This is a genomic window from Zobellia galactanivorans, assembly GCF_000973105.1.
GTDB classification, from domain to species: Bacteria; Bacteroidota; Bacteroidia; order Flavobacteriales; family Flavobacteriaceae; genus Zobellia; species Zobellia galactanivorans.
This window is the reverse complement of record NC_015844.1, coordinates 206091-229574: the sequence shown is the minus strand read 5'-3', so window position 1 is coordinate 229574 and position 23484 is coordinate 206091. Positions and strand designations below refer to the sequence as shown.

Annotated in this window: 14 protein-coding genes; 11 read left to right on the top strand and 3 right to left on the bottom strand. The window is 42.2% G+C overall.

All coding sequences use genetic code 11. The features are described 5' to 3' along the window. The first annotated feature begins 91 nt into the window (after positions 1 to 91). The 9 genes from ZOBGAL_RS00930 to ZOBGAL_RS00890 all read left to right on the top strand — a co-directional run bounded on the left by ZOBGAL_RS00930 (position 92) and on the right by ZOBGAL_RS00890 (position 13711). Entirely contained in the window at positions 92 to 970 is an 879-nt protein-coding gene (locus tag ZOBGAL_RS00930; RefSeq protein WP_052725433.1) for an AraC family transcriptional regulator, read from the top strand. A gap of 360 nt (positions 971 to 1330) precedes the next feature. Beyond that, complete coding sequence (locus ZOBGAL_RS00925) at positions 1331 to 4453, top strand: SusC/RagA family TonB-linked outer membrane protein (protein WP_013991578.1); 3123 nt, start codon at positions 1331 to 1333, stop codon at positions 4451 to 4453. Positions 4454 to 4463: 10 nt separating this feature from the next. Beyond that, entirely contained in the window at positions 4464 to 6158 is a 1695-nt protein-coding gene (locus ZOBGAL_RS00920; RefSeq protein WP_013991577.1) for a RagB/SusD family nutrient uptake outer membrane protein, read from the top strand. 230 nt (positions 6159 to 6388) lie between these two features. Further along, positions 6389 to 7444: a glycoside hydrolase family 88 protein gene (locus tag ZOBGAL_RS22505; RefSeq protein WP_158499698.1), complete on the top strand. Its 1056-nt coding sequence runs from the start codon at positions 6389 to 6391 to the stop codon at positions 7442 to 7444. Between the two features lie 7 nt (positions 7445 to 7451). Further along, positions 7452 to 8297, top strand: a complete 846-nt coding sequence (gene kduI / locus ZOBGAL_RS00910) for a 5-dehydro-4-deoxy-D-glucuronate isomerase (RefSeq protein WP_013991575.1) — start codon at positions 7452 to 7454, stop codon at positions 8295 to 8297. A gap of 3 nt (positions 8298 to 8300) precedes the next feature. Further along, a complete protein-coding gene (locus ZOBGAL_RS00905) occupies positions 8301 to 9101 on the top strand; it encodes a gluconate 5-dehydrogenase (RefSeq protein ID WP_013991574.1) in 801 nt (266 codons plus the stop codon). Between the two features lie 24 nt (positions 9102 to 9125). After that, the gene (locus tag ZOBGAL_RS00900; RefSeq protein ID WP_013991573.1) at positions 9126 to 10379 is read left to right on the top strand and encodes an MFS transporter; all 1254 of its coding nucleotides are present in this window, start codon (positions 9126 to 9128) and stop codon (positions 10377 to 10379) included. 58 nt (positions 10380 to 10437) lie between these two features. Beyond that, on the top strand, positions 10438 to 12378 hold the full coding sequence (locus ZOBGAL_RS00895; RefSeq protein ID WP_013991572.1) for a hypothetical protein: 1941 nt from the start codon (positions 10438 to 10440) through the stop codon (positions 12376 to 12378). A gap of 250 nt (positions 12379 to 12628) precedes the next feature. After that, complete coding sequence (locus ZOBGAL_RS00890; protein ID WP_158499697.1) at positions 12629 to 13711, top strand: glycoside hydrolase family 117 protein; 1083 nt, start codon at positions 12629 to 12631, stop codon at positions 13709 to 13711. Positions 13712 to 13808: 97 nt separating this feature from the next. Here ZOBGAL_RS00890 and ZOBGAL_RS00885 read toward each other — a convergent pair whose 3' ends face one another. The 3 genes from ZOBGAL_RS00885 to ZOBGAL_RS00875 form a co-directional block, all read right to left on the bottom strand. Continuing rightward, a complete protein-coding gene (locus ZOBGAL_RS00885) occupies positions 13809 to 14528 on the bottom strand; it encodes a gluconate 2-dehydrogenase subunit 3 family protein (RefSeq protein ID WP_013991570.1) in 720 nt (239 codons plus the stop codon). A 6-nt stretch (positions 14529 to 14534) separates the two neighbouring features. After that, on the bottom strand, positions 14535 to 16253 hold the full coding sequence (locus tag ZOBGAL_RS00880; RefSeq protein ID WP_013991569.1) for a GMC family oxidoreductase: 1719 nt from the start codon (positions 16251 to 16253) through the stop codon (positions 14535 to 14537). Positions 16254 to 16461: 208 nt separating this feature from the next. Continuing rightward, complete coding sequence (locus ZOBGAL_RS00875) at positions 16462 to 18111, bottom strand: sulfatase (protein ID WP_013991567.1); 1650 nt, start codon at positions 18109 to 18111, stop codon at positions 16462 to 16464. Between the two features lie 282 nt (positions 18112 to 18393). On the opposite strand from ZOBGAL_RS00875, the gene ZOBGAL_RS00870 reads away from it, so the two are divergent. Beyond that, on the top strand, positions 18394 to 22308 hold the full coding sequence (locus ZOBGAL_RS00870; protein ID WP_013991565.1) for a hybrid sensor histidine kinase/response regulator transcription factor: 3915 nt from the start codon (positions 18394 to 18396) through the stop codon (positions 22306 to 22308). Between the two features lie 118 nt (positions 22309 to 22426). Continuing rightward, positions 22427 to 23482, top strand: a complete 1056-nt coding sequence (locus tag ZOBGAL_RS23255; protein WP_013991564.1) for an NHL repeat-containing protein — start codon at positions 22427 to 22429, stop codon at positions 23480 to 23482. Positions 23483 to 23484: the final 2 nt, after the last annotated feature.

Sequence of the window (23484 nt, the reverse complement as noted above, 5' to 3'; positions counted from 1 at the left end):
ATTAAAAGAATGCCTGTATATTGATCAATATTTTATGAATATTTGCATGTGCTTAATAAATATTCGATATTTAGTCAATATTCAATTAAAAATGATCAAACCAAAGTTTCTCTCGTCACTCCGAACTCCAAATGAAGCGGTTTCGGTAAACTATATTGAAACCGCCCATTTTACAAATCCTTTACACTACCATAAAGAATTGGAATTGGCCTATATAATCGAGGGATATGGCACGAGGTATGTGGGCAGTAGTATTAAATCTTATAAAAAGGGAGATTTGGTTTTGGTCGGTGAAGAGCTCACACACGTTTGGATCAGTCATGACGATTTCTATCAAGAGAATACAAAACAACTGACCAAAGCCATTGTAGTTAAGTTTAATACGGACTTTGCCGGCAAAGACTTGCTTAACCTTCGGGAATCACACGGGTTAAGAAAAGTTTTTTATGACGCTTTGGGAGGTGTGAGGGTCAAGGGTGAAGAAAACCGGGTCATTGCCATAATTTTACATGAAATGCTTCATCAATCATCTTTTAACCAGATATTATCATTATTGCGAATACTTTCCATAATGTCCGAATCAAAAAATGCATACATCTTGTCTCCCTTCGATCATCATAAATCGTCAGACCCTAAAGAGAAGGATAGGATGAATAAAATAATACAGTTCACCATGTTGCACTTCAGAAGAAAAATTCGATTGGAAGAAATTGCAGAGGTGGCCAACTTGTCCAAAAGTGCGTTTTGCCGGTACTTTAAGAACACTGTTAAGAAAAGTTACAATGATTTCTTATTTGAAGTGAGGGTTCAATATGCTTGTAAAATATTACTGGAAGAAAAGTTGAGTATGATTCAGGTTTGTTATGATTCGGGATTTAATAATCCTTCTGCTTTTTCACAAATATTTAAAAGAATTAAAGGTATTTCTCCGAGCCAATATAGAAAGCAGAACCGTATAACCAGGGTATGATTCGCCCTACCTTCTCTACTTCGCCTTATGCAATAGGTTTATAGAAAACCATCATTTTTTTCCCCTGATTTCCCAAATACATTTCTGCTCGCAAAGAAATAATAGGGACATAATGAAGCTGTAAATATTCATATATTGATAAAATATTGTTATATAAGCATCATATTGCAAATATTTATATAGCATCAATCAAAATCAGTACAATCTTCCAGTTCTATACTTCTAAGTTTGCCTTAAATAAATTACCAAATAATCAATTTATTGACTGAGTTTATAGTGATTTAACAACAGAACAAGGCTTCTATTGTTGATGTATTGTATGGGTCAATAGTTTTATTTAACAAACCAAACAGAAGCATTATGAGAACAAAAATTACTTTCATTCGTGACCCTAAGCTTTTAGCAAAGCAGGTTTTTACTATTTTCTTCTTGATGTTGTTTTCGTCTCAGATATATGCTGCGGCAATAGGGAAGACCACATCCTTATTAAAAAAAGAAACTTTTAATTATCAAGCGAGTGTTTCGGGAACAATTGTCGACGAGGCAAGTCAACCCCTTCCGGGCGTTTCCATAGTTATCAAGGGGACTTCCACGGGGGTATCCACTGATTTTGATGGCAATTATTCATTGATCGTAGACAAAAGCGATGTTTTATTAATCAGTTATATAGGATTTGTATCCCAAGAAATCACAGTTGGTGACCAGTCAACGATCAATGTGGTTATGGTTGAAGATGTATCAAAATTAGATGAAGTAGTGGTTGTAGGGTACGGTACCCAGAAAAAATCTGATTTGACTGGATCAGTGGCGAGTGCCGATCTTCAGGCTTTTGAAGATCAACCGAACGTCAATATTCTTCAATCACTTCAAGGTTCCGTTGCGGGACTTAATATTGGGGCCGTAAGTTCCGCCGGGGAGAATCCAAATATACAAGTGAGGGGGAGAAATACCTTTGCCGTTGATGATGATGGCAACCTAACCGGAAGTGACCCTTTGATTGTTCTTGATGGGGTTATATATAGAGGAAGTTTAGCAGACATTAATCCTGCCGATATTGGTACTATTGACGTATTAAAAGATGCCAGTTCACAAGCGATTTATGGTTCTCAGGCTGCTAACGGAGTAATATTGATTACTTCAAAAAGCGGAAAAACCAATCGAAAACCTGTAATTAATTTTTCAAGTTTTTATTCTGTAGAGACTCCGACCAATACTTTAACCCCCGTGAGTAGAGACGGGTTTCTAGAACATTACAACAAAATCTTCTATGAAGAGGCCTATTTGGCACCTGAGTATACACAGCTAGATCCTACTTTTGATCCATCGGCAAGATTTCCATATCAGTCTATATTAGATGGTTTTAATAATGGAACGAATACAGATTGGTTAGATGTGGTGTCACAATCGGCTCATACACAAAATACAAATATCAGTATGGCAGGTAATTCCGGTAAAACCTCTTATTTTTTGTCTTCTGGTTATATAGATCAAAAAGGTTGGTTGCTGAACGATCAATTTGACAGGTTGAGTTTGCGGGCCAATTTTGATACCAAGGTAAGAGATTGGTTAACCATAGGCATGCAGACTTTTGCTTCATTTGGAGATTATTCAGGTCTTGAGGCGGACTTAAGAAGAGGATATATGTATTCCCCACTAATTGCTCCGTTCAATGAAGACGGTAGTATAGCTACGGATCCTATAGGTGTTGAACGCAGTCCTTTACTCAGAACGGCAATTGATCAACTGGATAAACGATTGAATTTATTCGGCAACTTTTATGCACAGGTGCAATTGCCCATTAAAGGCTTGTCCTATCGCATTAACCACGCTATCAACTATAGAACGCAAAGAGATTTTAGATTTGACCCCATTGCTAATAATTTTGCTGGGGCGGCTTCTAAAGAAAATATTTATCGAGAGGATAGAACAACGGATAATCTATTGACATATAAGCAAACCTTTAACGAAAAACACGATTTAGATGTTACGCTCTTGTATGGTTTTGAAGAAAGGAATGGGGAAAGTACCATTGCGCAATCTGGAAATTTTTTAAATCAAGCCTTGGGGGTCAATAGCTTGGAATCAGGGGATGTTGATCTACAACTTGCTGAATCCGATGCCTTTGATGAACGCAGTATTTACCAAATGGCTCGCCTGAATTACCGATATAACAATAAATACCTATTGACCTTTACCACCCGACGTGATGGGTTCTCTGGATTCGGTTCCGATAAAAAATTCGGAATATTTCCTTCTTTAGGATTAGCATGGACTATTAGCAATGAAAAGTTCATTGCCGATGCTATGCCAGGTATAACTAATTTAAAGTTAAGGGCAACGTACGGACAAACAGGTAACCGTACAGTTGGCAGATACCGAACACTTGCACGAGTAGATGCAGGTTTTCAATATGTATTCGGAGACGGTTCAGGGCCCGCTTACGGTCAAAATATTAGCTCTCTTGCGAATAATAGCCTTAGTTGGGAAACCACAACAGGTCTCAACTTAGGATTGGATTTTGGCTTTCTTGATGGTAAAATTAATGGTAGTGTCAACTACTATGATACAATAACAGAAGATATCTTGTTCGATATTAACCTTCCGCGAATCACTGGTTTTGAGACTATACCTACTAATTTGGGAGAAGTGGCCAACAATGGCCTAGAGGCCTCCGTGACTTCTATAAACGTACAAACCGATAATTTTACTTGGACCAGTACATTGAATTTTTCAACAAATAGCAATGAGATTATTACCATATTAGGACGGGACGATGACAATGACGGTGTAGAGGATGATTTGATTACCACTCGAGGTAGACTAATACCGGGGCAGTCGATTCAAACTATTTACGATTATGTCGATACAGGGGTTATTTATCAATTAAACGATAATATACCAGATGGGTACAACCCTGGAAACCGGATTTTTGAAGATTTAGATGGTGATGGATTGATATCCGCCGATAAGGACCGTAAGGTTCTAGGCCGTGCAGAAGAGGCTTATCGTTTTAGTATCTATAATGAATTCAATTATAAAAATTTTACTTTCAGTGCCTTCATCAATTCTATACAGGGAGGAAAAGATGGTTATTTGGGTAGAGTATCACCAACCTCAAGTATAGGTATATTAAGACACGATAATGCGAGCACGTATAATACTTTTAAAGAGTTTGATGCTTGGTCTCCTGCCAATCCCAAGGGTATACATTCCGGAGTCTTATTTGATGACCCGATTGCGGCACAACGCTACGCCGACCGTAGTTTTGTTCGCCTTCAAGATGTGCGGTTAGCCTATAACTTTCCTGATAAAATCGTAGAAAAACTTGCCATTTCCAAGCTGCGTTTGTTTTTAACCGGCAAAAATTTACATACTTGGACCGATTGGATCGGTACAGATCCAGAAATCAACGGCAACGCTTTTGATCTAAATCAGGCACCGGTAATGAAGAGTTATTCCCTAGGTCTTAATCTAACTTTTTAAATCTATAATTATGAAATCATATAACTATTTTATTTTGACTTGCCTTCTAATACTATTAGGAGCATGTGATGAAGACCAATTAATAGAAGTCCCTTCAGATTTTTTAAGTCCTGAGATTTCTTATGTCTCCCCTGCCGATATAGAGGCCGCTTTGGTTTCGAATTATGGTAGGATGAGAGCCTTGAACCAAGGAACCAACAATAACTTGATGCATTCGGGAACAGACTTGTGCATGTGGGCACGGAGCCCTGAAATACAGGGGCTTGGAGATTATCGAACCGGTTTGATCCCTTCCTCTGACGTGGCACTGGAGTTTTGGAACCGGTATTACAAGATCATTTTCAATTCGAATGCCATTTTGACGAGAATCGAGGCTATTGAGTACGAAGACCAAGCGGAAAAGAATTTACACATCGCCGAAGCGAGGTGGTTTCGTGGTTTTGCCTATCGATCTTTAGGTTTTCTCTACGGAGGAGTACCTATCGTTTTGGAGGAAATTTCATCGCCAAGGCGAGATTTTGAAAGGTCTTCTATAGATGAAACATTAGATCAGGCTATCCAGGATCTAGAATTTGCGGCACTGAACTTGCCCGGTGTTAGTGAAGTTAAGGCAGATGGTAGATTGAACAATGCTGCCGCAAACCATTATTTGGCGGAGTTGTACCTTGCCAAAGGGCAACCGGATCAAGCCGTATCAGCTGCTTCTACGGTAATCAGTGACCCAAATATAAATCTAATGACTTCCCGTTTTGGTAATAGGGCTACTGATGAAGGCGATCCTTATTGGGATTTATTTCAAAGGTTCAATCAAAACCGTAGCTCGGGAAATCAAGAGGGTATTTTAGTATTACAGGAAGAATTTAACATCCCAGGTAATACCCAGATTGCCGTTACCAATGGTGATAATAATTTTAGGTACGAACGGCATTATGGGAGTTTGTACTGGTTTTTAAATGGTCCGGACGGTGTTGGCGCATTCTTGGGGCCTACCTCACGAAATCTAGGAAGACCTGTTGGCTTTGTAAGACCAACTCCTTATTTCACCCATACCGTATGGGGTTGGGATAGTGTCACACAAACGTTTGATCCCGACAACAGAAATAACAATCGGAACATCCAAAGGGATTGGGTGGTCGATAATCCTCAGTCTGCTTTTTTTGGTCAAAAAATAAGCGATTTTCCCCAGTCTTGGTTCGACAATCTTACAGCACAGGATACGCTGCGCGATTATTACCCGAACATTACCAAAATCTCTACCCCTAATGACCATCCTGTTGAAATTTTGGTAGATGTGACAACGGGACAAGTGGCCAATACAGCTGGCCAAACTTTCACGGATTGGTACCAGATCAGAGTGGCCGAAACGTATTTACTCCGTGCAGAAGCGTATCTTGCCCTTGGTAACACTGCCGCAGCTGCCGACGATATCAATATATTGAGAAATCGGGCGCAAGCCACCCCTGTAGAGGCAGACGAAGTGGATATGAATTATATCTTAGACGAGCGTATGCGTGAATTGAATATTGAAGAGAACAGAAGAATGACGCTTAGTAGATTAAACCTTTTGTTCGAAAGAACCGTTTTGGGCAATCCTTTTTCCGGCCTTACCGTTCAACCGTTCAACAATCTGTTCCCCATTCCATTTGCCGAAATAGAACTCAATACTTTAGGTAAACTAGAGCAAAACCCTGGATACGTTAATTAAAAACCTTTGTTTAGTTGAAGGATTTTTGATTGCCACTAAATCCGACCGTAGTAATTAAGAGAAGATACTATTCTACCTAATTGCCCATAATTCAATTTGAAATATCACATAACCTATAAGAAAACAAATTACCAATGAAAAAATACACAATACTTCTTTTTTTGGCTGTTGTACTAAGCCCGAGTTTAAAAGCGCAATCCATTTATAATCAATCCTCAATAAAAGAATTGATGGATAGGACAAATGAATACCAGTTAAAAAATCCTTGGAAAGCTTTTGATGACAATTGGATACGGGGAACCTATTATACCGGGGTTATGGCAAGTTATTTAGCAACGGGTGACGACACGTATTTGGCACAGTCCAACCAGCTATGTGAAGATTTGAATTGGACCCTGCCAACCCTGCCACCAGACCATGAGGCTAGCGGTGTGAATTTATTGACCATAGGTCAAACCATGTTGCAATCTTATATGGTAGAGCCTGAGAAAAGTAAGATAAGGGGAATTGTCCAACACTTGGAAAACCCTGGAATAAAAAACCCCGTAGCGAACCCTGATGAATGGTATTTTGAAGGAGGAAGACGTTATGTGGATGGTCTATTCACCGGCCCGCCAGCATTGGCCATGCTATATTCAGTTACCGGTGACGAAAAATACTTGCAGTGGATGGAATCCTGCTTTTGGGATGTGTATGGTAAATTATATGATACGGATGAGCATTTATTCTATCGAGATAAACGGTTTTTTCCTGAAAATATCGACGCACGAAAAAACGACCCTAAATGGAAAGGTAACGAACAGGTTACCGCCAATGGAAAAAAAGTGATATGGTCAAGGGGTAATGGGTGGGCAATAGCCGGTATTGCACGTATACTTGAATACCTACCTATGGAGCATGCAAGTTATAATAGATACGAGCTGTTATTGAAAGATATGGCCTATGCCCTAAAAGACAAACAAACTCAAGAAGGGTTTTGGTATCCAAATCTTGCAGACCCGGAATATGCGCCCTTCAAGGAAACTAGTGGTACCAGCTTCTTTATTTATGGGCTTGCGTACGGTATAAACAATGGAATACTTGATAAAGATGAGTTTGTTCCTGTAGTGAAGAAGGCTTGGAAATCCGTTACGGATGAAGTTAGTAAAGAAGGTAAGGTTCAATGGGGGCAATTGGTAGGTGATAGGCCGGTAAATTTGTCAAAAGATGATTCTCATGAATATGTAACAGGCACATTTTTGTTAGCAGCAAGTGAGATGTATAAAATGAATTTGAACGACAACTAATACAAGCATGGCGAATATAGAATATCAAGAACGCTTTACATCGCACCCGAGCGACGTAAAATCATATGACACCGAAGAATTAAGAGAACATTTTTTAATCAAAAATTTATTTGAAAAAGATAAAATAACCCTTATATACTCACATTATGATCGATTTATTTCAGGAGGAGCGGTGCCTATTGATGAAGTATTGGAATTAGCTACGATAGAACCTTTAAAAGCTCAAAATTTTTGTGACCGTAGAGAAGTAGGGATATTAAACATAGGTAATCAGGGGATAGTAACTGTAGGAGAAGATAAGTATCGTTTAGGACATAAGGAGGCTTTATATATAGGAATGGGAGCAAAGAATATTCACTTAAGCAGTGAAGATCCAGGGAACCCGGCTATGTTTTATATCAATTCTGCACCTGCACATCAAGGTTTTCCAATAAAAAAGATTGCTTCGACCGATACGATAACCCTCGATTTAGGCACTTCCGAAAAAGCAAATGAAAGGCGCATAGTCCAATATATTGTAGAGGCAACCGTACAAACCTGTCAGCTGCAAATGGGTATAACAGAACTAAAGAAAGGTAGCATATGGAATACGATGCCCCCACATACCCATAATCGTAGAATGGAGGTTTACCTATATATCGACCTTCCTCAAGACGAAGCCATCTGTCATTTTATGGGAGAACCACAACAAACAAGACATGTTTGGATGGGTAACCATCAAGCGGTTATTTCCCCTCCATGGTCAATTCATGCGGCTGCCGGCACCTCCAACTACAGTTTTGTATGGGGCATGGCGGGTGAAAATCTTGACTTTAGCGATATGGACATGGTCAAAGCAAACCAATTAAGATAGCAGATGGCCCATATATTGAATTCATTCAAATTAGAGGGTAAAAATGCCCTAGTAACCGGGGGGTCCGACGGAATAGGCAAAGTAATTGCATTGGCGTTAGCTCAAGCAGGAGCAAAGGTCTGTATCAATGGTCGCAACCAAGATAAACTTGATTCCGTTAAAAATGAGTTCGCAAATCTAGGATATGAAATATTTACGATAGCCTTTGATGTTAGCGATCAACAAGAAATAACGGTGTCCTTTGAAACTATTAAGAGGTTTTTTGGAACCATTGATATTTTGGTAAATAATGCTGGAATAATAAAACGGTCTCCTATATTGGATATGAACAATGATGACTTTCGTAAAGTCATCGATATAAACCTTATATCCGCCTTCATGGTATCCAAAAGTGTGGTACCTGAAATGATAGAAAAGGGAGGGGGGAAAATCATAAACATTTGTTCATTGATGAGTGAGTATGGTAGAAATTCAGTGTCTGCCTACGCCGCGGCTAAAGGAGGTTTGAAAATGTTAACAAAGAATATGTGTGTAGAGTGGGGCAGGCACAATATTCAGGTAAATGGAATAGGTCCAGGGTATATTAAAACGGCAAAAACCAAAGCGTATGCATCGAAGAACCATCCGTTCAACAAACTTATAATGATGCGTACCCCGGCCAATAGATGGGGAGAAGTAGAAGACCTCTGTGGTACGGCCTTATTGTTGTCGTCACAAGCGGGTGATTTTATAAATGGTCAAATCATATATGTTGATGGGGGTATCACAGCCAATTTTGGTTATTTAGAAGGGGAGAATAAATAGGATAGTTCTTAAATAAAGTAATATATGAAAGGGAAGCAAGGGGTTAGATGGAAAATATTGACTATGATATTTTTTGCTACGACAATCAATTATATAGATAGGCAGATTATTGGAATATTAAAACCATTTATAGCTGATGACTTAAACTGGAGCGAAGCTGATTATGGTTACATAGTAACTGCTTTTCAAATTGCGTATGCCATTGGTCTATTGTCAATGGGAAAATTTATAGATAAACATGGAACTCGGCTGGGTTACGTTTGGGCAATTGTGGTTTGGAGTATTGCCGGTATGGCACATGCCGCAGCAAGGGGGGGGGTTAGCTTCGCTGCAGCGAGATTTGTACTAGGTATTGGTGAAGCTGCTAATTTTCCGGCTGCCGTTAAGGGCATAGCTGAATGGTTCCCAAAAAAAGAGCGCGCCTTTGCAGCCGGACTCTTTAATTCCGGTTCTACCGTAGGAGCCATATTGGCGCCAATTGTTGTAACATGGATTACCCTTTCGTTTGGTTGGCAATGGGCTTTTATCATAACGGGGGCATTAGGCCTGATTTGGGTCTTTTTTTGGTTGAATTATTATACTACTCCAGAAAAACACCCTAAAATAACCCCGGAAGAATTAGCATATATTCATCAGGATAATGAGGAAAAAGACAATAGGCCATCACTAAAATGGATTGAACTTTTTAAGTACAAACAGACCTATGCCATTTGCACTACTAGGTTTATTTCAGATTGGGTGTGGTGGTTCTTTCTATTCTGGATTCCCGATTTTTTAAGTAAAACCCACGGTGTAAATCTTAAGGATGTTGTACTGCCTTTGATTGTTATTTACGCTGTTTCGAGTATAGGAGGTATAGGTGGCGGATGGTTGTCATCTAACTTTATAAAGAATGGAAAGAGTGTCAATTATGCACGTAAGACTACAATTTTTATATGTGCCCTATTGGTTTTGCCCGTAATGCTGGTTTCGCAAATAGCAAACCTATGGGTAGCCGTAGTCTTCATATCACTAGCGGCTGCAGGCCACCAAGGGTGGGCATCCAATATATTCACTATTGTTTCCGACGTGTACCCGAAGAATGCCGTAGGTTCAATGATGGGACTAAGCGGCTTCACGGGTGCGATTGGAGGGGCATTGTCCGCTGCTTTTGTAGGAGTATTGTTAGAGAGTACCGGAAGTTATTTTCTCATTTTTATGGTAGCTTCTTCGGTCTATATGCTGAATTGGCTTATTCTAAGAGTATTCATTAAAGAAATAAAACCTATAGGTATCTGATTCAAGAATTATAATTGCGTCCGTCATTGGGCAGGTTCAACTTTTTAAAACATTTAAAATGAAAAAAACAGGCATATGTATAACATTGACGATCGTTTTGATGGGTATTGGGTGTAAACAAGATGATAAAAAAGCTATGCTTTCAGAAAAAAAACAGTTTTTGACAGAAAAAGACACCTTTTTGCTGCCTCCAAATATTCTTAAAGGGAATTCCTTAAAAATGGGCGCACATCCCATGGCAAATCAAATAAATACTTTTTTGTCAAATCAGGTGTTAACTACTGATTTTAAGCCAAGTGCCAATAAGAAAGAAGATTATTTGAAAGTTATTGAGAAACAAGTTCGGGCCATGCTAAAGTATCAAGATAGCAATGGACGTATTATTGATCCTGTAGAAAAAACGGAGAAATATTATAGTACTCCCTGTTTTGCCCATAGTGTATCGGCCCTTGTTGCCTCTTCTTATATCCAAAAGAACGATCTGCTTGCGGAACGGGGAATGAAAGCCCTAGACATTGCTTTAGTTGATATGGTTAATGCCACGGTAAATGGAAATCATGGCGATTTTTATACGTGGCCGGTTATGATGGCCTATAGCTTGTTCAAACCCTATGCCAGCAAAGAGCGTCTGGCAGAGTGGGATCGGAAAATAAATTCCATAAAGATTGAAAAATTATATGCAACCTATGACAAGTCCGAAGGAAATAATTGGGTTCTTGTCCATACCTCAGGCGAATTTTTAAGAAATATAAATGGTTTTACCAATACCGATTATGTTGAAAAAATGTTGGGTATCCAGTTGAATAATTTTACCGAACTGGGTATGTATAACGAGCATGGTAATCCGTTACCGTATGACCTTTTTCCAAGACATTATCTTTCGGGAATGCTTCAATTGGGATACAAGGGAAAACATGCCGTAAAAATGCGGGATAATTTATGGAAGGGAGCTTGGACTTCGTTATTTATGCAATCTCCATTTGGAGAACTTCCGACAGGTTACCGAAGCAGTCACCATATTTGGAACGAAGCCGAGCAATGCGTCCTGTTTGAGATATATGCTTCTGCATACGCAAAAAGTGGAAGGGTAAGCGAGGCTGGTGCCTTTAAACGAGCAGCGTCCCTATCTCTGGAATCCATAAAAAAATGGATTCGTATGGATGGTTCGGGATTTATTGTCAAAAACAGATTTCCCATAGAAAAAAGACATGGATACGAGAAGTATTCGATGCATACATGTTATAATATGTTGGCAACATCAATGTTGGCACAAGCATGGCAGTTTTCCAATGATGAAATTGAAGAATTGCCATCACCCGCAGATATTGGAGGTTTTGTATTACCCATATTAAAACCCTTCCACAAAATAATTGCCAATGCAAGTGGTACATATTTGGAATACGAAACCGAAGGTGATAATATGTACAACCCAACGGGTATTGTTCGAGTTCATCTCAAGGATGGCAACCCCCAATTGGGCCCATCGAACGGATTGGCCCCCTATTTCAGCGGAGAAGGAACCTATATGGCTACAGGGCCGTCTTGGAGAACAAAAGATGGATCATGGGAGTCATTGGCCAAACAGCAAGCTATTACCCCAGAGGTTGAAATTATTAAAGAGAGACAAGATTTAGTGAAATTTAAGGTGACGTATAACCTAGGTGACCAAAAGAAATCAATAGAAACGATTACAATTGAAAAAGGTAAAGTAACCGTAAACAATGAATTTAAGGGGATTGAAGCCGAGAAACGAATTACTTGGCCCATGCTTGTTTTCGATGGCGAAAACAATACAAAAATCGAATTGAATCAATCCGAAGTTTCTATAGGTTTAAAAGAGAAAGCAATCAAATTTAGCGTGTTGAACAATGTAAATGGCCAACTCAAGCGAACAGGGACACCTATTGAATACGTCAACGGTATTGCGGAAGGTGTTTATTTTGATTTTACCGCAGATAAAATTCGATACAGTTTGGAATCAACTGCTGTATTCGATTAATGGTAGCTGTTTTTATACGACTATTTGAGCACAATCAATAAACGTATTCTTTGTCTACTTATTTATAAATGAACTAGTTTTACTTTAAGAAATTAGAAACCAATCAGTAATTTTTTAATACATGAGAAAAAATGCCATAAAAAGAATAAATATAAAAGTTTTAGTCTTCCTTTTATTTATAGGGGGGGCTTCTTGTTATTCCCAGAGAAAACAGGAAAGTGCCGCTTACAAACGTTTTAGGGCAAGTAAATTGAGATTCGATAAATATAATGAGTTCAATACCAAGTTTAGTTTTTCTGACATTAAAGGTATTGGTTATGAAGAGGGAGTTACAAGACGTGATCCATCTAGTATAATTAAGATTGAAGGTGTTTATTATGTATGGTATACAAGACCGCCGAGTAATGTTCCCGTAGTTGGACCCAAAGCTGCAAATGATAGCTTGCGGGCGTTTCATTGGGATATGGCAAGCATATATTATGCAACATCAAAAGACGGGTACAACTGGAAAGAACAAGGGGTAGCCGTAGATAGGGGCCCCAAAGGGAGCTTTGATGCGCGAAGTGTATTTACGCCCGACATACTGGTTGCCAATAATAAATATTATCTTTTTTATCAAGCCGCCGGTAGTTTAAAAGAAGCGAGATGGAACGGTGGTAAATTTGACGGTGGTGACTTCAATAAGAATAAAATAGGAATGTCATGGTCCGATTCACCGACCGGACCTTGGCATCGTTGGGAGAAACCAATTCTTGAAGTGGGGCCAGAAGATTCATGGGACGGCGAAGTAGTGCACGATCCCACTTTAGTCGTACGAGAAGGAAAGTATTGGCTTTACTATAAAAGTGCCGGTCGCGTTCCATGGAAGCCAAATATTTCCGATGGGGTCTTTACGAAAGAATACGCCGATATGCCAAATGCCGTCATCGGTGTAGCCATAGCCGACAAACCGGAAGGACCTTATAAGAAGTCAGTATATAATCCAGTCTTAATAGGAGGGCATGAATGCATTGTCTGGCCCTACCGAAAGGGGGTATGTGCATTTCTTAGTGAAGGACCTGAGGCGAACAGCATCCAATATGCGGAAGATGGTATAAATTTTTATCCTGTAAAACATGGTTTAGAAAAGCCCGAAGCAGGTGGTACATATCGTGTCGGGAATTTTGTTGATACCGATAGCCAACCTGGTCAAGGTATTACTTGGGGGTTGAGCCATGTATTAGGAAAATGGAACTACTTAAGACGTTTTGATTGTGATTTGAGCATTCAAAAGGGAGATAGTATTAACCGTGAATATGAAAAAGTTTTAGAATACAAAATGGAAAAGGATTGAAACTTGTGTAAATGCAAGACTATCCCATGAAATGGGAAAGCCCCCAAATTGGGGGCTTTTTTACTTAATAGGGTAAATCGGTTTCTGTTATTATGGTTTATGTCAAAAGATTTCCATTTTCGTCCCATTCGGCAATGTCGTTCCTTTTGCTTTGGTCGACACATTTGGCGATCCATTCGGGATCGTATTCCACGCCGTGCTTCTTGAGCACCTCGTCGGGCACCCCGTCCCAAACGTTGGGCGAGTTCCCCTTGTAGCCCAGGTCGGCTATACCTACCTTGGAGGTGTAATACCCGGTGACCACCAGGTTCCGCATAAGGGCGAAGAACTGTATCTCCAAGGGCTGTTCGTCCAGGGGGACGTCCATATCCTGATAACAGATGGTATCGAGGATCTGTTTCTGCTGTTCGAGGGTGGCCGTCTTGAACTCGGTCCCGAATTCGGTATTGCTCCGGTGGTCGAGCCACATCAGTCCCCCCAAAAGGGTGTTCTGCATATCGGGCATGTCCTTTCCGATAAACTCTATGAATTCGGGCACATCGGCCTCCAAGGGCCCTCCAAAGGGTTCCTTGGGGGGAAGGATCACCGTGCTGAGCACGGCGATGGTCTCCATTTCGTGTTCGTTGAACAAGCGCTCGGCATTGAGCTTTTCGATACGCTCGAGTTCCTTGGGCGTACGCCCGAAATAATGGGGCTGCGCTGCTTCCTGAACGGCCACTTCCGTCTTCCCGTCCCCTTCGCCCTTACATCCGTGGAAGGCAAGTGCGGAAGCCCCCGCACCTAGGATCATGGTCTGTATACTCTTTCTTCTGTCCATCTTAGGCTATAGGTTTTGTTTTTTGATCTGTTCGATGATATAATCCGATGCCCTCCACGACAGGGCCAAAATGGTCCATGTACAGTTCTTGTCGGCCTGTGATACAAAGGGCCCCGCATCGACGATAAAGACATTGTCGACGTCGTGGAGTTGGTTGAACCTGTTGGTCACCGAGGTCCTGGGGTCGTCGCCCATACGCGTGGTGCCCACCTCGTGGATGATCTCGCCCGGGGCATGGAGGCCATAGTCCCTGTCCTTGCCGGGTTTGTTGAGATAGATACCGCCCATGTTGTGGGTGATCTCCTCGAAGGTATCCTGCATGTGCTTGGCCTGGCGCACTTCGATATCGGACCACTTATAGTTGAACTTCAGTACGGGGATACCGTAATCGTCGACCGTGGTGGGATCGATCTCGCAATAGTTGTCCTTTACCGCGAGGCCCTCGCCCCTTCCGCCGAAGCCCACTACGGCGCCATAGTACCTTTTGACCTCGTCCCTGAGCTTGTCGCCGTAGCCGCCCGTGGGCAGGCCCATGAGCTTGTTGAAATTGTCCTGGTCGAAGCCGAAGCCGTAGTTGGGCTGGCCCATGCCCCCCCATACCTCGATGTGGTAGCCGCGGGGGAAGTCCAGTTTGTTGTTGTCGCCCCACCAGGGCGAGTAAACGTGCATGCCGCCGACCCCGTCCTCGTTATAGGACACGTCGCGGTCCATGAGGCCCGGGACGAACGCCGCGCCGCTACTGCCCGTCGAGTCGTGCAGGTACCTTCCCACCAGGTTGCTGCTGTTGCCCAGTCCGTTGGGGTGCTGCTTGCTCTTGCTGTTGAGAAGGATCCGCGCCGAGCTACAGGCGGAGGCCGCCAATACGACGATCTTTCCCCTTAGCTTGTATTCCTTCCTGTCCTCCTTGTCGATGTACGATACCCCGGTGGCCCTTCCCTCCTCATCGGTGGTGACCTCGCGTACCATGGCGTTGACGTACAGCTTTACCTGTCCGCCGTTCTTCTGTGCTGGGAAGATAAGGCAGCTCCCGGCCGAGAAATCGGCATATATGGAACAGGAGCGGTTGCACTGCCCGCAGTAAAAGCAGACCCCGCGTTCGTTGTTGATGCGCTTGGTAAGCATCGATAGCCGGCCGGGGATCACGGGAATGCCCGATTTCTTGGCGCCCTTTATATAAAAAAGCTCGTGGAGCCTAGGCTTTGGGGGAGGCAGGAAAAAACCGTCGGGATCGTTCTCCAGTCCCTCGTTGGTGCCGAAGACCCCGATCAGTTTGTCGACCTTGTCGTAGTACGGTTTTACGTCATCGTAACCGATGGGCCAGTCCTCACCATGACCATCGCGCGTCTTGCCCTTGAAATCCTTCGGCCCGAAACGCAGCGATATACGGCCCCAGTGGTTGGTACGGCCACCGAGCATGCGCGAACGCCACCATTTGAAGGTCGTGCCCTCGGCATGGGTGTAGGGTTCGCCGTCAACGTGCCAATCGCCATAGGACATGTCGAACTCCCCGAAGGCACGGTCCGTGCCGGCGCCCCGCCTGGGGGAATCGTAGGGGTTCTTCAATTGGGTCATGGTCTTCGGATCGGCCGGGTCGAAAAAGGGGCCCGCCTCGACCACCGCAACCTTGAGGCCCGCATCGGCCAGTTGCTTGGTGGCCATACCGCCACCCGCTCCCGAACCAACGATGATAACATCATAGAGTTCGGGCGATTCTTTAATCTGCATAGGTTCTTTGCTTTTGTTAGTAGTTCGATTCGATTGAGATTCGAAAAATAACAATAGTTTGCGCCTGTCTGTAGTAGAGTTCCCAAAAGCCTATGCAAATTCAAGAATTTTATAGGTTTTACATCGAAAATGGAATCATTTTAACCGCGTGGTCTGAATTATATTATAAAGAACCTGGTTCCGATGATAGGGATGGGGTCGGACTTGTTTAAATATTTACTTTCGCCCTGTTCCCTTCCCAGCCTTTATCGAACAACAGCATGAGCTCTTTTACCAGCTCAGGACGGTCTTTGGCGATGTTTACGGTTTCCGCTGGGTCGTTATTGTGGTCGTAGAGTTCTATGAACACAGGTTCAGCTTCTTTATCGGTATAATCTTTCCATACGATAAAACGGTAGTTTTTGGTGCGCATGGAATATCCCATTAAGCGATTTTCGAACAGATCGCGGTCCCATTTTTCACCTTGTTGCGTTTTAATACGGCCTTCGACTTCTTCTATTAATGGCCCAAAGGAAGTTTCACGCATTCCTTTTGAAAGCGGATTGGCGGCCCATTCCCTTAGTGCAGGTGTCGGAAACTGCGAAAAAACAGCGGTCTTCCATTCTTGCTCGGGGTTGGAAAGCAAAGGAACAAAACTTTGGCCTTCCAAAGTATTGGGTTTTGAAATGTCGGCAAGGTCACATAGGGTCGGATACATATCTACCAATTCCACAAGGGCATCCGTAGCTTTTCCTCGGTTTTCTTTTGCCATGTCGGGGGTCCAGATGATCAATGGAACCCTAGTGGCAATTTCATAATTCGTTGCCTTCCCCCAAATGCCCATATCCCCTAAATGCCATCCGTGGTCACTCCATAAAATAATGATGGTGTTGTCCCTTATTCCCGCTTCGTCGAGGGCACTGAGCATACGGCCGATTTGGGCATCGACATAACTCACACAGGCCAAATAGGCATGCTTTAACTTTATGGCTTGCTCGGGGGAAATATCCCCTTTTTTAGGAATTCCGGCCCTGGCCCTTAATTCAAAGGAAGCATGGAGCCCCATGGTGGCTCCGTCTTTTGGGGCTTGGTCGTGTTCCGCAAGTTTAATGTCAGACTCATCGTACATATCCCAGTATTTCTTAGGGGCGATCCAATCGAGGTGGGGTTTTTTCATGCCCATACCCAAGAAGAACGGTTTTTCCGGGTTTTTCTCAAGCATATCTTTCATAGTGGCAATGGCCAGGTCTGTGTTGAATCCATCTTCATAGGCATTGTCGGGAAAGTCGGCAAATTCGTAAGAGGGACCTTTCCCTAGACCGTTCCTCAAGGCATTTTTTCCGTACTTGGCCACCATGGCCTCGCTGTTTTCCTTCTGCATTTTGATATTCTCGGGCAATTTAAACCCGAATTTGACTTCGCTCTTGTTCAATTCAACCGGCTGTCTGCTCCAAGAAAGTTCTGGATCGTTGTATTTTCCGTGATAGATCTTTCCGGTGTATACGGTCTCGTAACCGTTGGCCTTAAAATGCTGGGGCAGGGTGGCGATATCAGGGTTTTTATCCCTGAAATAGGTGAAATTTTCAATGACCTGAATGGTTTCGGGGCGGGCACCGGTCATTAAGCTGGCCCTCGAAGGGCTACAGATCGCCTGTTGACAATAGGCATTGTTAAATCGAAGGCCATCCTTGGCCAAGGCGTCGATATTGGGCGTCAGGGCGATGTCGGAACCGTAGGCGCCAAGTTCGGGCCTTAGGTCATCAATGGCCAGAAAAAGAATATTCGGTTTTTTTGCTTGCGCTTCCTTTGCGGGCGTGGTATTGTTTTTACAGTTTGTTAACAGCCCTAGAAAGATTAGGGCAACGATGCGAATGTTCATTTTTCTCGGGTTTTATGGAACCAATTAAAGTTATGCATTAATAAGAATATTAACCATAGCCTGTAGTTTTGTATCGACTACAAATTAACCTTAAAATTAACCCCCTGTATTTATGTATTTTATCAAGGGCTGGCACTATCTTAACCTTAAGTTGTTTTTTGTAGAACGAATGTTGGGAGAGGCACTACTACTCATGGGGGGGGGCACCGAATTTGAAGCAGGGCATATTGACAATAACAGAAATTTATTTAACCTTCCTTAGAATTGTTTTATATTCAGCTCATGCTTAGAGTACCCCATATTTTTTATCTTTTTTTGGCCTTGTTATTATTGGGTACTGTCCCCTTTGTACATGCACAGGAAAATGTATCTGATTTTGAAATTACCCATTTTCAACTACCGATAGAGACCGCTGCCCAAGATATACTTGAGGATCGCTATGGTTTTATTTGGATAGCCTCTACTAATGGTCTGTGGCGTTTTGATGGGGGGAATTTTAAAAACTACAGTAAAAACGAGCACGAACAGACAAGTATCACCGATAACCATATCTCGTGTTTGTATGAAGATAGCCAAGGAATCTTATGGGTAGGGACCTATGGTGGCGGCCTTCTTAAATATGATCGGGAATACGATCATTTTCAACGTTTCATTCATGACGAAGATGACCCTGGAAGTCTAAGTTTTAATGAGGTCAGGGTCATTTATGAAACTGCCGACAACACCTTCTATATCGGTACCGATGGTGGTGGTTTGAACTTGATGAACCGCGAAACGGGAACTTTTAAACGATACCAATACAATGCAGAAGATTCCGAAAGTATAAGTCATAATAACGTGCTCGATATACAGGGGAGTCCTGATGGCCGTCTTTTTATCGGTACATGGATCGGACTCAATTTGTTTCATCCGGATACAGGGAAATTTACACGCCTTATAAAAGAAATACCAGGGGGTTCCCACTCTTTTCCCGTATTGGGCTTTTATAACGACCTCATTGTTTCCAGCGGCAAGCTGTTTAAAGTGGATAAAAAGAACCAGCTTCATAAATTGGACTTGCCACAAGACCGGGTAAGTGCCATACAACCGGACAATGGAAAGAATTGCTGGATAGCGCACCGAGATCAAATAGCTATCGTAGATGCCGATTTCAAAACCAAAAAGGTAATTGGGCTAAACAAGCGCTTCAATGAAGGGTCGTTCTATATAAGACAAATATTTCATAACCCGGCCAAGGAAGATTCTTGGGTATTGGACGGTGCGGGCCATTTTTTTCACATTAAAAAATCGCCGGTAATATTCAAGTCTTTTTTAGAATCGGGCAGGAACGCCAAAATCCTAAAGACTAAAAATAACTATTGGGTATATAGAGACGGAAAGATCAATATCTACAGTAAGAAAGACCAGGTTCTGAGCAAAACCCTCGAAGGGTTTACTTACAGGACTTTTATGAGTTCGTATGACAAGGAAATTATATGGGTGGCCGATAACGATCATATTTATAGATATACCGAAGAAGGGGAAGCTTTACGAAAAACCACAAGAAAACCCGCCGAGCTTTTCGGGCTTTTGGAAACGAGTAGCGGACCGGTTTGGACGGGAGAGGTCTTAGGAGCCCGCATTTACGATCCCGCAACGGAGAAAACCGTGTATTTCGACTGTGACCCCAACGATCCCAATGGTATAGGGTATTTTCATCGGGCAAATGAACTTTTTGAAGATTACAAAGGCCAGATTTGGATCGGCACCAATGGCGATGGCGTAAAACGCTATGTGCCCGAGAAGAACCAATTTGTACACTATAGGCATGAAATTGGCAATACCGCTACGGTAAACAACAATTTTATAAATGTGATTTTTGAGGATGCGGACCGTACCCTTTGGGTGGGGACAAATTCCGGACTTTGTAGTTATGATCTGCAAAAAGATTTATTTATACAGTATGATAATAGCCTTCTAAAGGATAGGATCATTAACAGCATTGAACAAGATCGGAAGGGGAATTTGTGGTTGGGTACCAGAAACGGACTTATAAAACTAGATGCAAAGAACAATGTGGTTCGTATTTTGAATGAACAAGACGGACTCATTTCGCAGAAAATCAATATTTCAAGCTCCGTTACCGATGATGGCCATATGGTGTTTTCTACAAATGCGGGCCTAATGACCTTCAATCCTGAAACGGTTGTACCTAGTACCAAAACCCCTTCGGTCTATATTTCTAAATTATGGGTAAACAATGAGTTGGTTTCGCCCAATAGTCCGTACATAAAAAAGAGTATAGAGGTAGAAGACCACTTACAACTCTCATATAAAGACCAAAAAATAGAACTCAGCTTTCAGGCCATACAGTACGAAAATGCCCAGCGTTGTCAATACGCTTATAAATTAGAGGGGTTTGATTCTGATTGGACCATGGCCAATGGCACTCGGGCGACCTATACGAACCTACCTTCGGGCCACTATACCTTTCTTTTAAAGGCGACCAATGAAGATGGAATTTGGACGGACAAGATCAAAAGCTTGGATATCGTAGTCACCCCTCCCTTTTGGGAACGCCTATGGGTGCAGATTTTAGGGGCCGTTTTGCTCTTATTGATAGGGATATGGGGCTTTAGGTTTTTCTTGTTGCGGGAACGGACAAGAAATATGTTCGAAATTGAAAAGGAAAGGGTATATCAATTCGAGGAACTGGCCCAGATGAAGCTTCGTTTTTTTACCAATATCTCCCATGAACTGCGAACGCCATTGACCTTGATTACCTCGCCCTTGGACAAGTATATCCGTAAAGGGATCAAACCTGATACCCGGGTCTTGCAAATGATGTATAGAAACAGCAATCGTTTGTTGGAACTGGTGAATCAAATTCTTGATTTTCGTAAACTGGAAGGAAATCAGCAATTGAGAATCAAGCCCCATGACGAACTATTGGTCTGTACAAATATGTATACCGCCTATGAATATTGGGCAAAAGAGAAAAATATCGATTTTAACTGCGAGGCTTCCGAAACCGATTATACCCTTTATTTTGACGAAGATGTCATTGAAAAAATAGTAAGCAATCTCGTTTCCAATGCCTTTAAGTTTACGCCTAAAAACGGTGAGATTAATTTAAGGACCTCCTATGCCGACCTTGAGACCGATGACGACGATAAAGTGGTAAGCGGAAAATTGGAAATTGAGGTTCTAGACAATGGGGCCGGTATCCCAGAAAAATACCAAGAAAAGGTATTTGAACGCTTCTATCAGTTGGACGAAAATCCGAATAAAGGCTATAGTAGTGGAATAGGACTTTCCCTTATCTCAGAATTGGTAAAGCTCCATCAAGGAAGGATCAAATTGAAGAGCGAAGAGGGAAAAGGATCGCATTTTACGATTACCGTGCCTATTGGTTATAAAGATTATGAGGTAAACATAGAGGAAGCTCCCGTTGTTTCGACGGAAACAGCCTCAGGTGAGACGGTAGTGCTCCTGATCGAGGACAATGAGGATATTCGTAATTATTTGACCGCCGAACTGTCCGACGATTACGTAATTCTTCAGGCGGACAATGGAAAGGACGGTTTTCAATTGGCCTTGGAACATATCCCCGACATTGTGATCAGTGATATCATGATGCCCTTGTTCGATGGCATTCAAGTAGCAAACCAGTTAAAGGCGAATGAACTGACCGCCCATATTCCATTGATGTTTTTGACCGCTAAAACAGGATTGGAAAATAAGTTAAAAGGATTGGAAACCGGGGCCGAAGATTATATAGAAAAGCCCTTTAACGTTTCCGAAATTAAAATGAAAATCCAAAACCGGATCGAGAGCAGGCAACGCCTTGTCAAAAAATATCAAAAGGAAGACCTGATCGTAGAACCCACCTCTCAGGTAGACCAATATTTGATACGGGTGAACAAGGTTATTGACGCCCATCTCGAAAACGCCGATTTTTCCATTGACTTTTTGTGTGATGAATTGGCCATCGGACGTTCACAGTTGTATAGAAAGATCCAGGCGCTTACCGGTAAGACCATTATTGAGTATATCAATACCTACAAACTTTCAAAAGCGATGCCTATGTTACAGAAAGGGCAGCTGAGTATAAAGGAGATTGCGTTCAGGGTAGGGTATAACGATAATCGGTATTTCAGTCGCATTTTTAAAAAAGAGTTCGGTCATCCTCCATCGCATTATGTGCCCGATAAATAGATTAAGTGTATGTATTACACAAAAAATGCACCTTTTTGCACAATTAGTCTACATTGAAAAATAGGTAGTTAGGTATTTTTGAGAAGCGCTTATTACGCTGCAACTTAAAAATAACCGAATGAAAAACTCCAGACGAAATTTTATCAAACAGTCGGCTTTTGCCGGTGCCGCGCTTTCTGTTCCTACATATAGTTTTGGGATAATAAATAAGCCCAAGTTATCTGATCAGATTATTGGTCATGGCGATTTTAAGTATCGCGTACATAAAGAGTGGGGAAACCTGAACCCGGCAAGCACCCCGGTAAAAAACTGTCATGAAATGGTGATGGATTCCAAGGGCAGGCTCATTATGGTTACCGATGAGATCAAGAACAATGTTATTGTATATGACAAATCGGGCAAGCTATTAAAGACTTGGACACATAACCTGAAATCGGCCCACGGACTGACCTTGTCGAAGGAAGGGGAAGTAGATATGCTTTTTATAACCGATAACGATGGTGCCATTCTCAAAACTACGGTAGAGGGAAGGGTTCTTATGGAGTTGCCCAATCCACACGACATCGGGGTTTATGAAAAAGATCAAAAGTATCGCCCTACCGAAACAACGGTAGCTCCCAATGGGGATATTTATGTAGCGGACGGCTACGGTTCCGATTTTATTTTACAGTACTCCAAAGACGGTGAATTTATACGGAAGTTTGGCGGACGGGGCTTAGAAGACCATTTGTTCAGCACCGCCCATGGGGTAACGATTGATGATAGGGATCCTAACAACATTACATTGTTGTGTACCTCTAGAAAACACAATTCATTCAAACGCTACAGCCTTGATGGCAAGTACCTATCTTCTCTTTTTCTTCCAGGGGCATTTGTCTGCAGACCGGTCATAGATGGTGAGAACCTATATTCAGGGGTGTGTTGGTCTCGGTTAAAGTATTTGGAGCAAACCCCGGATTCTGGTTTTGTTACCATTTTGGACAAGAACGACAAGGTTGTATCCAATCCAGGAGGTACGGCCCCGGTCTACAAGAAAGGAAAGTTACAATTAATGGTACAAGATGTGCCCCTTTTCAATCACTGTCATGATGTTTGTATAGACGATGATAAGAACATATACGTCTGCCAGTGGAACGCCAATAAAACCTATCCTATAAAACTAGAAAGGGTATAACT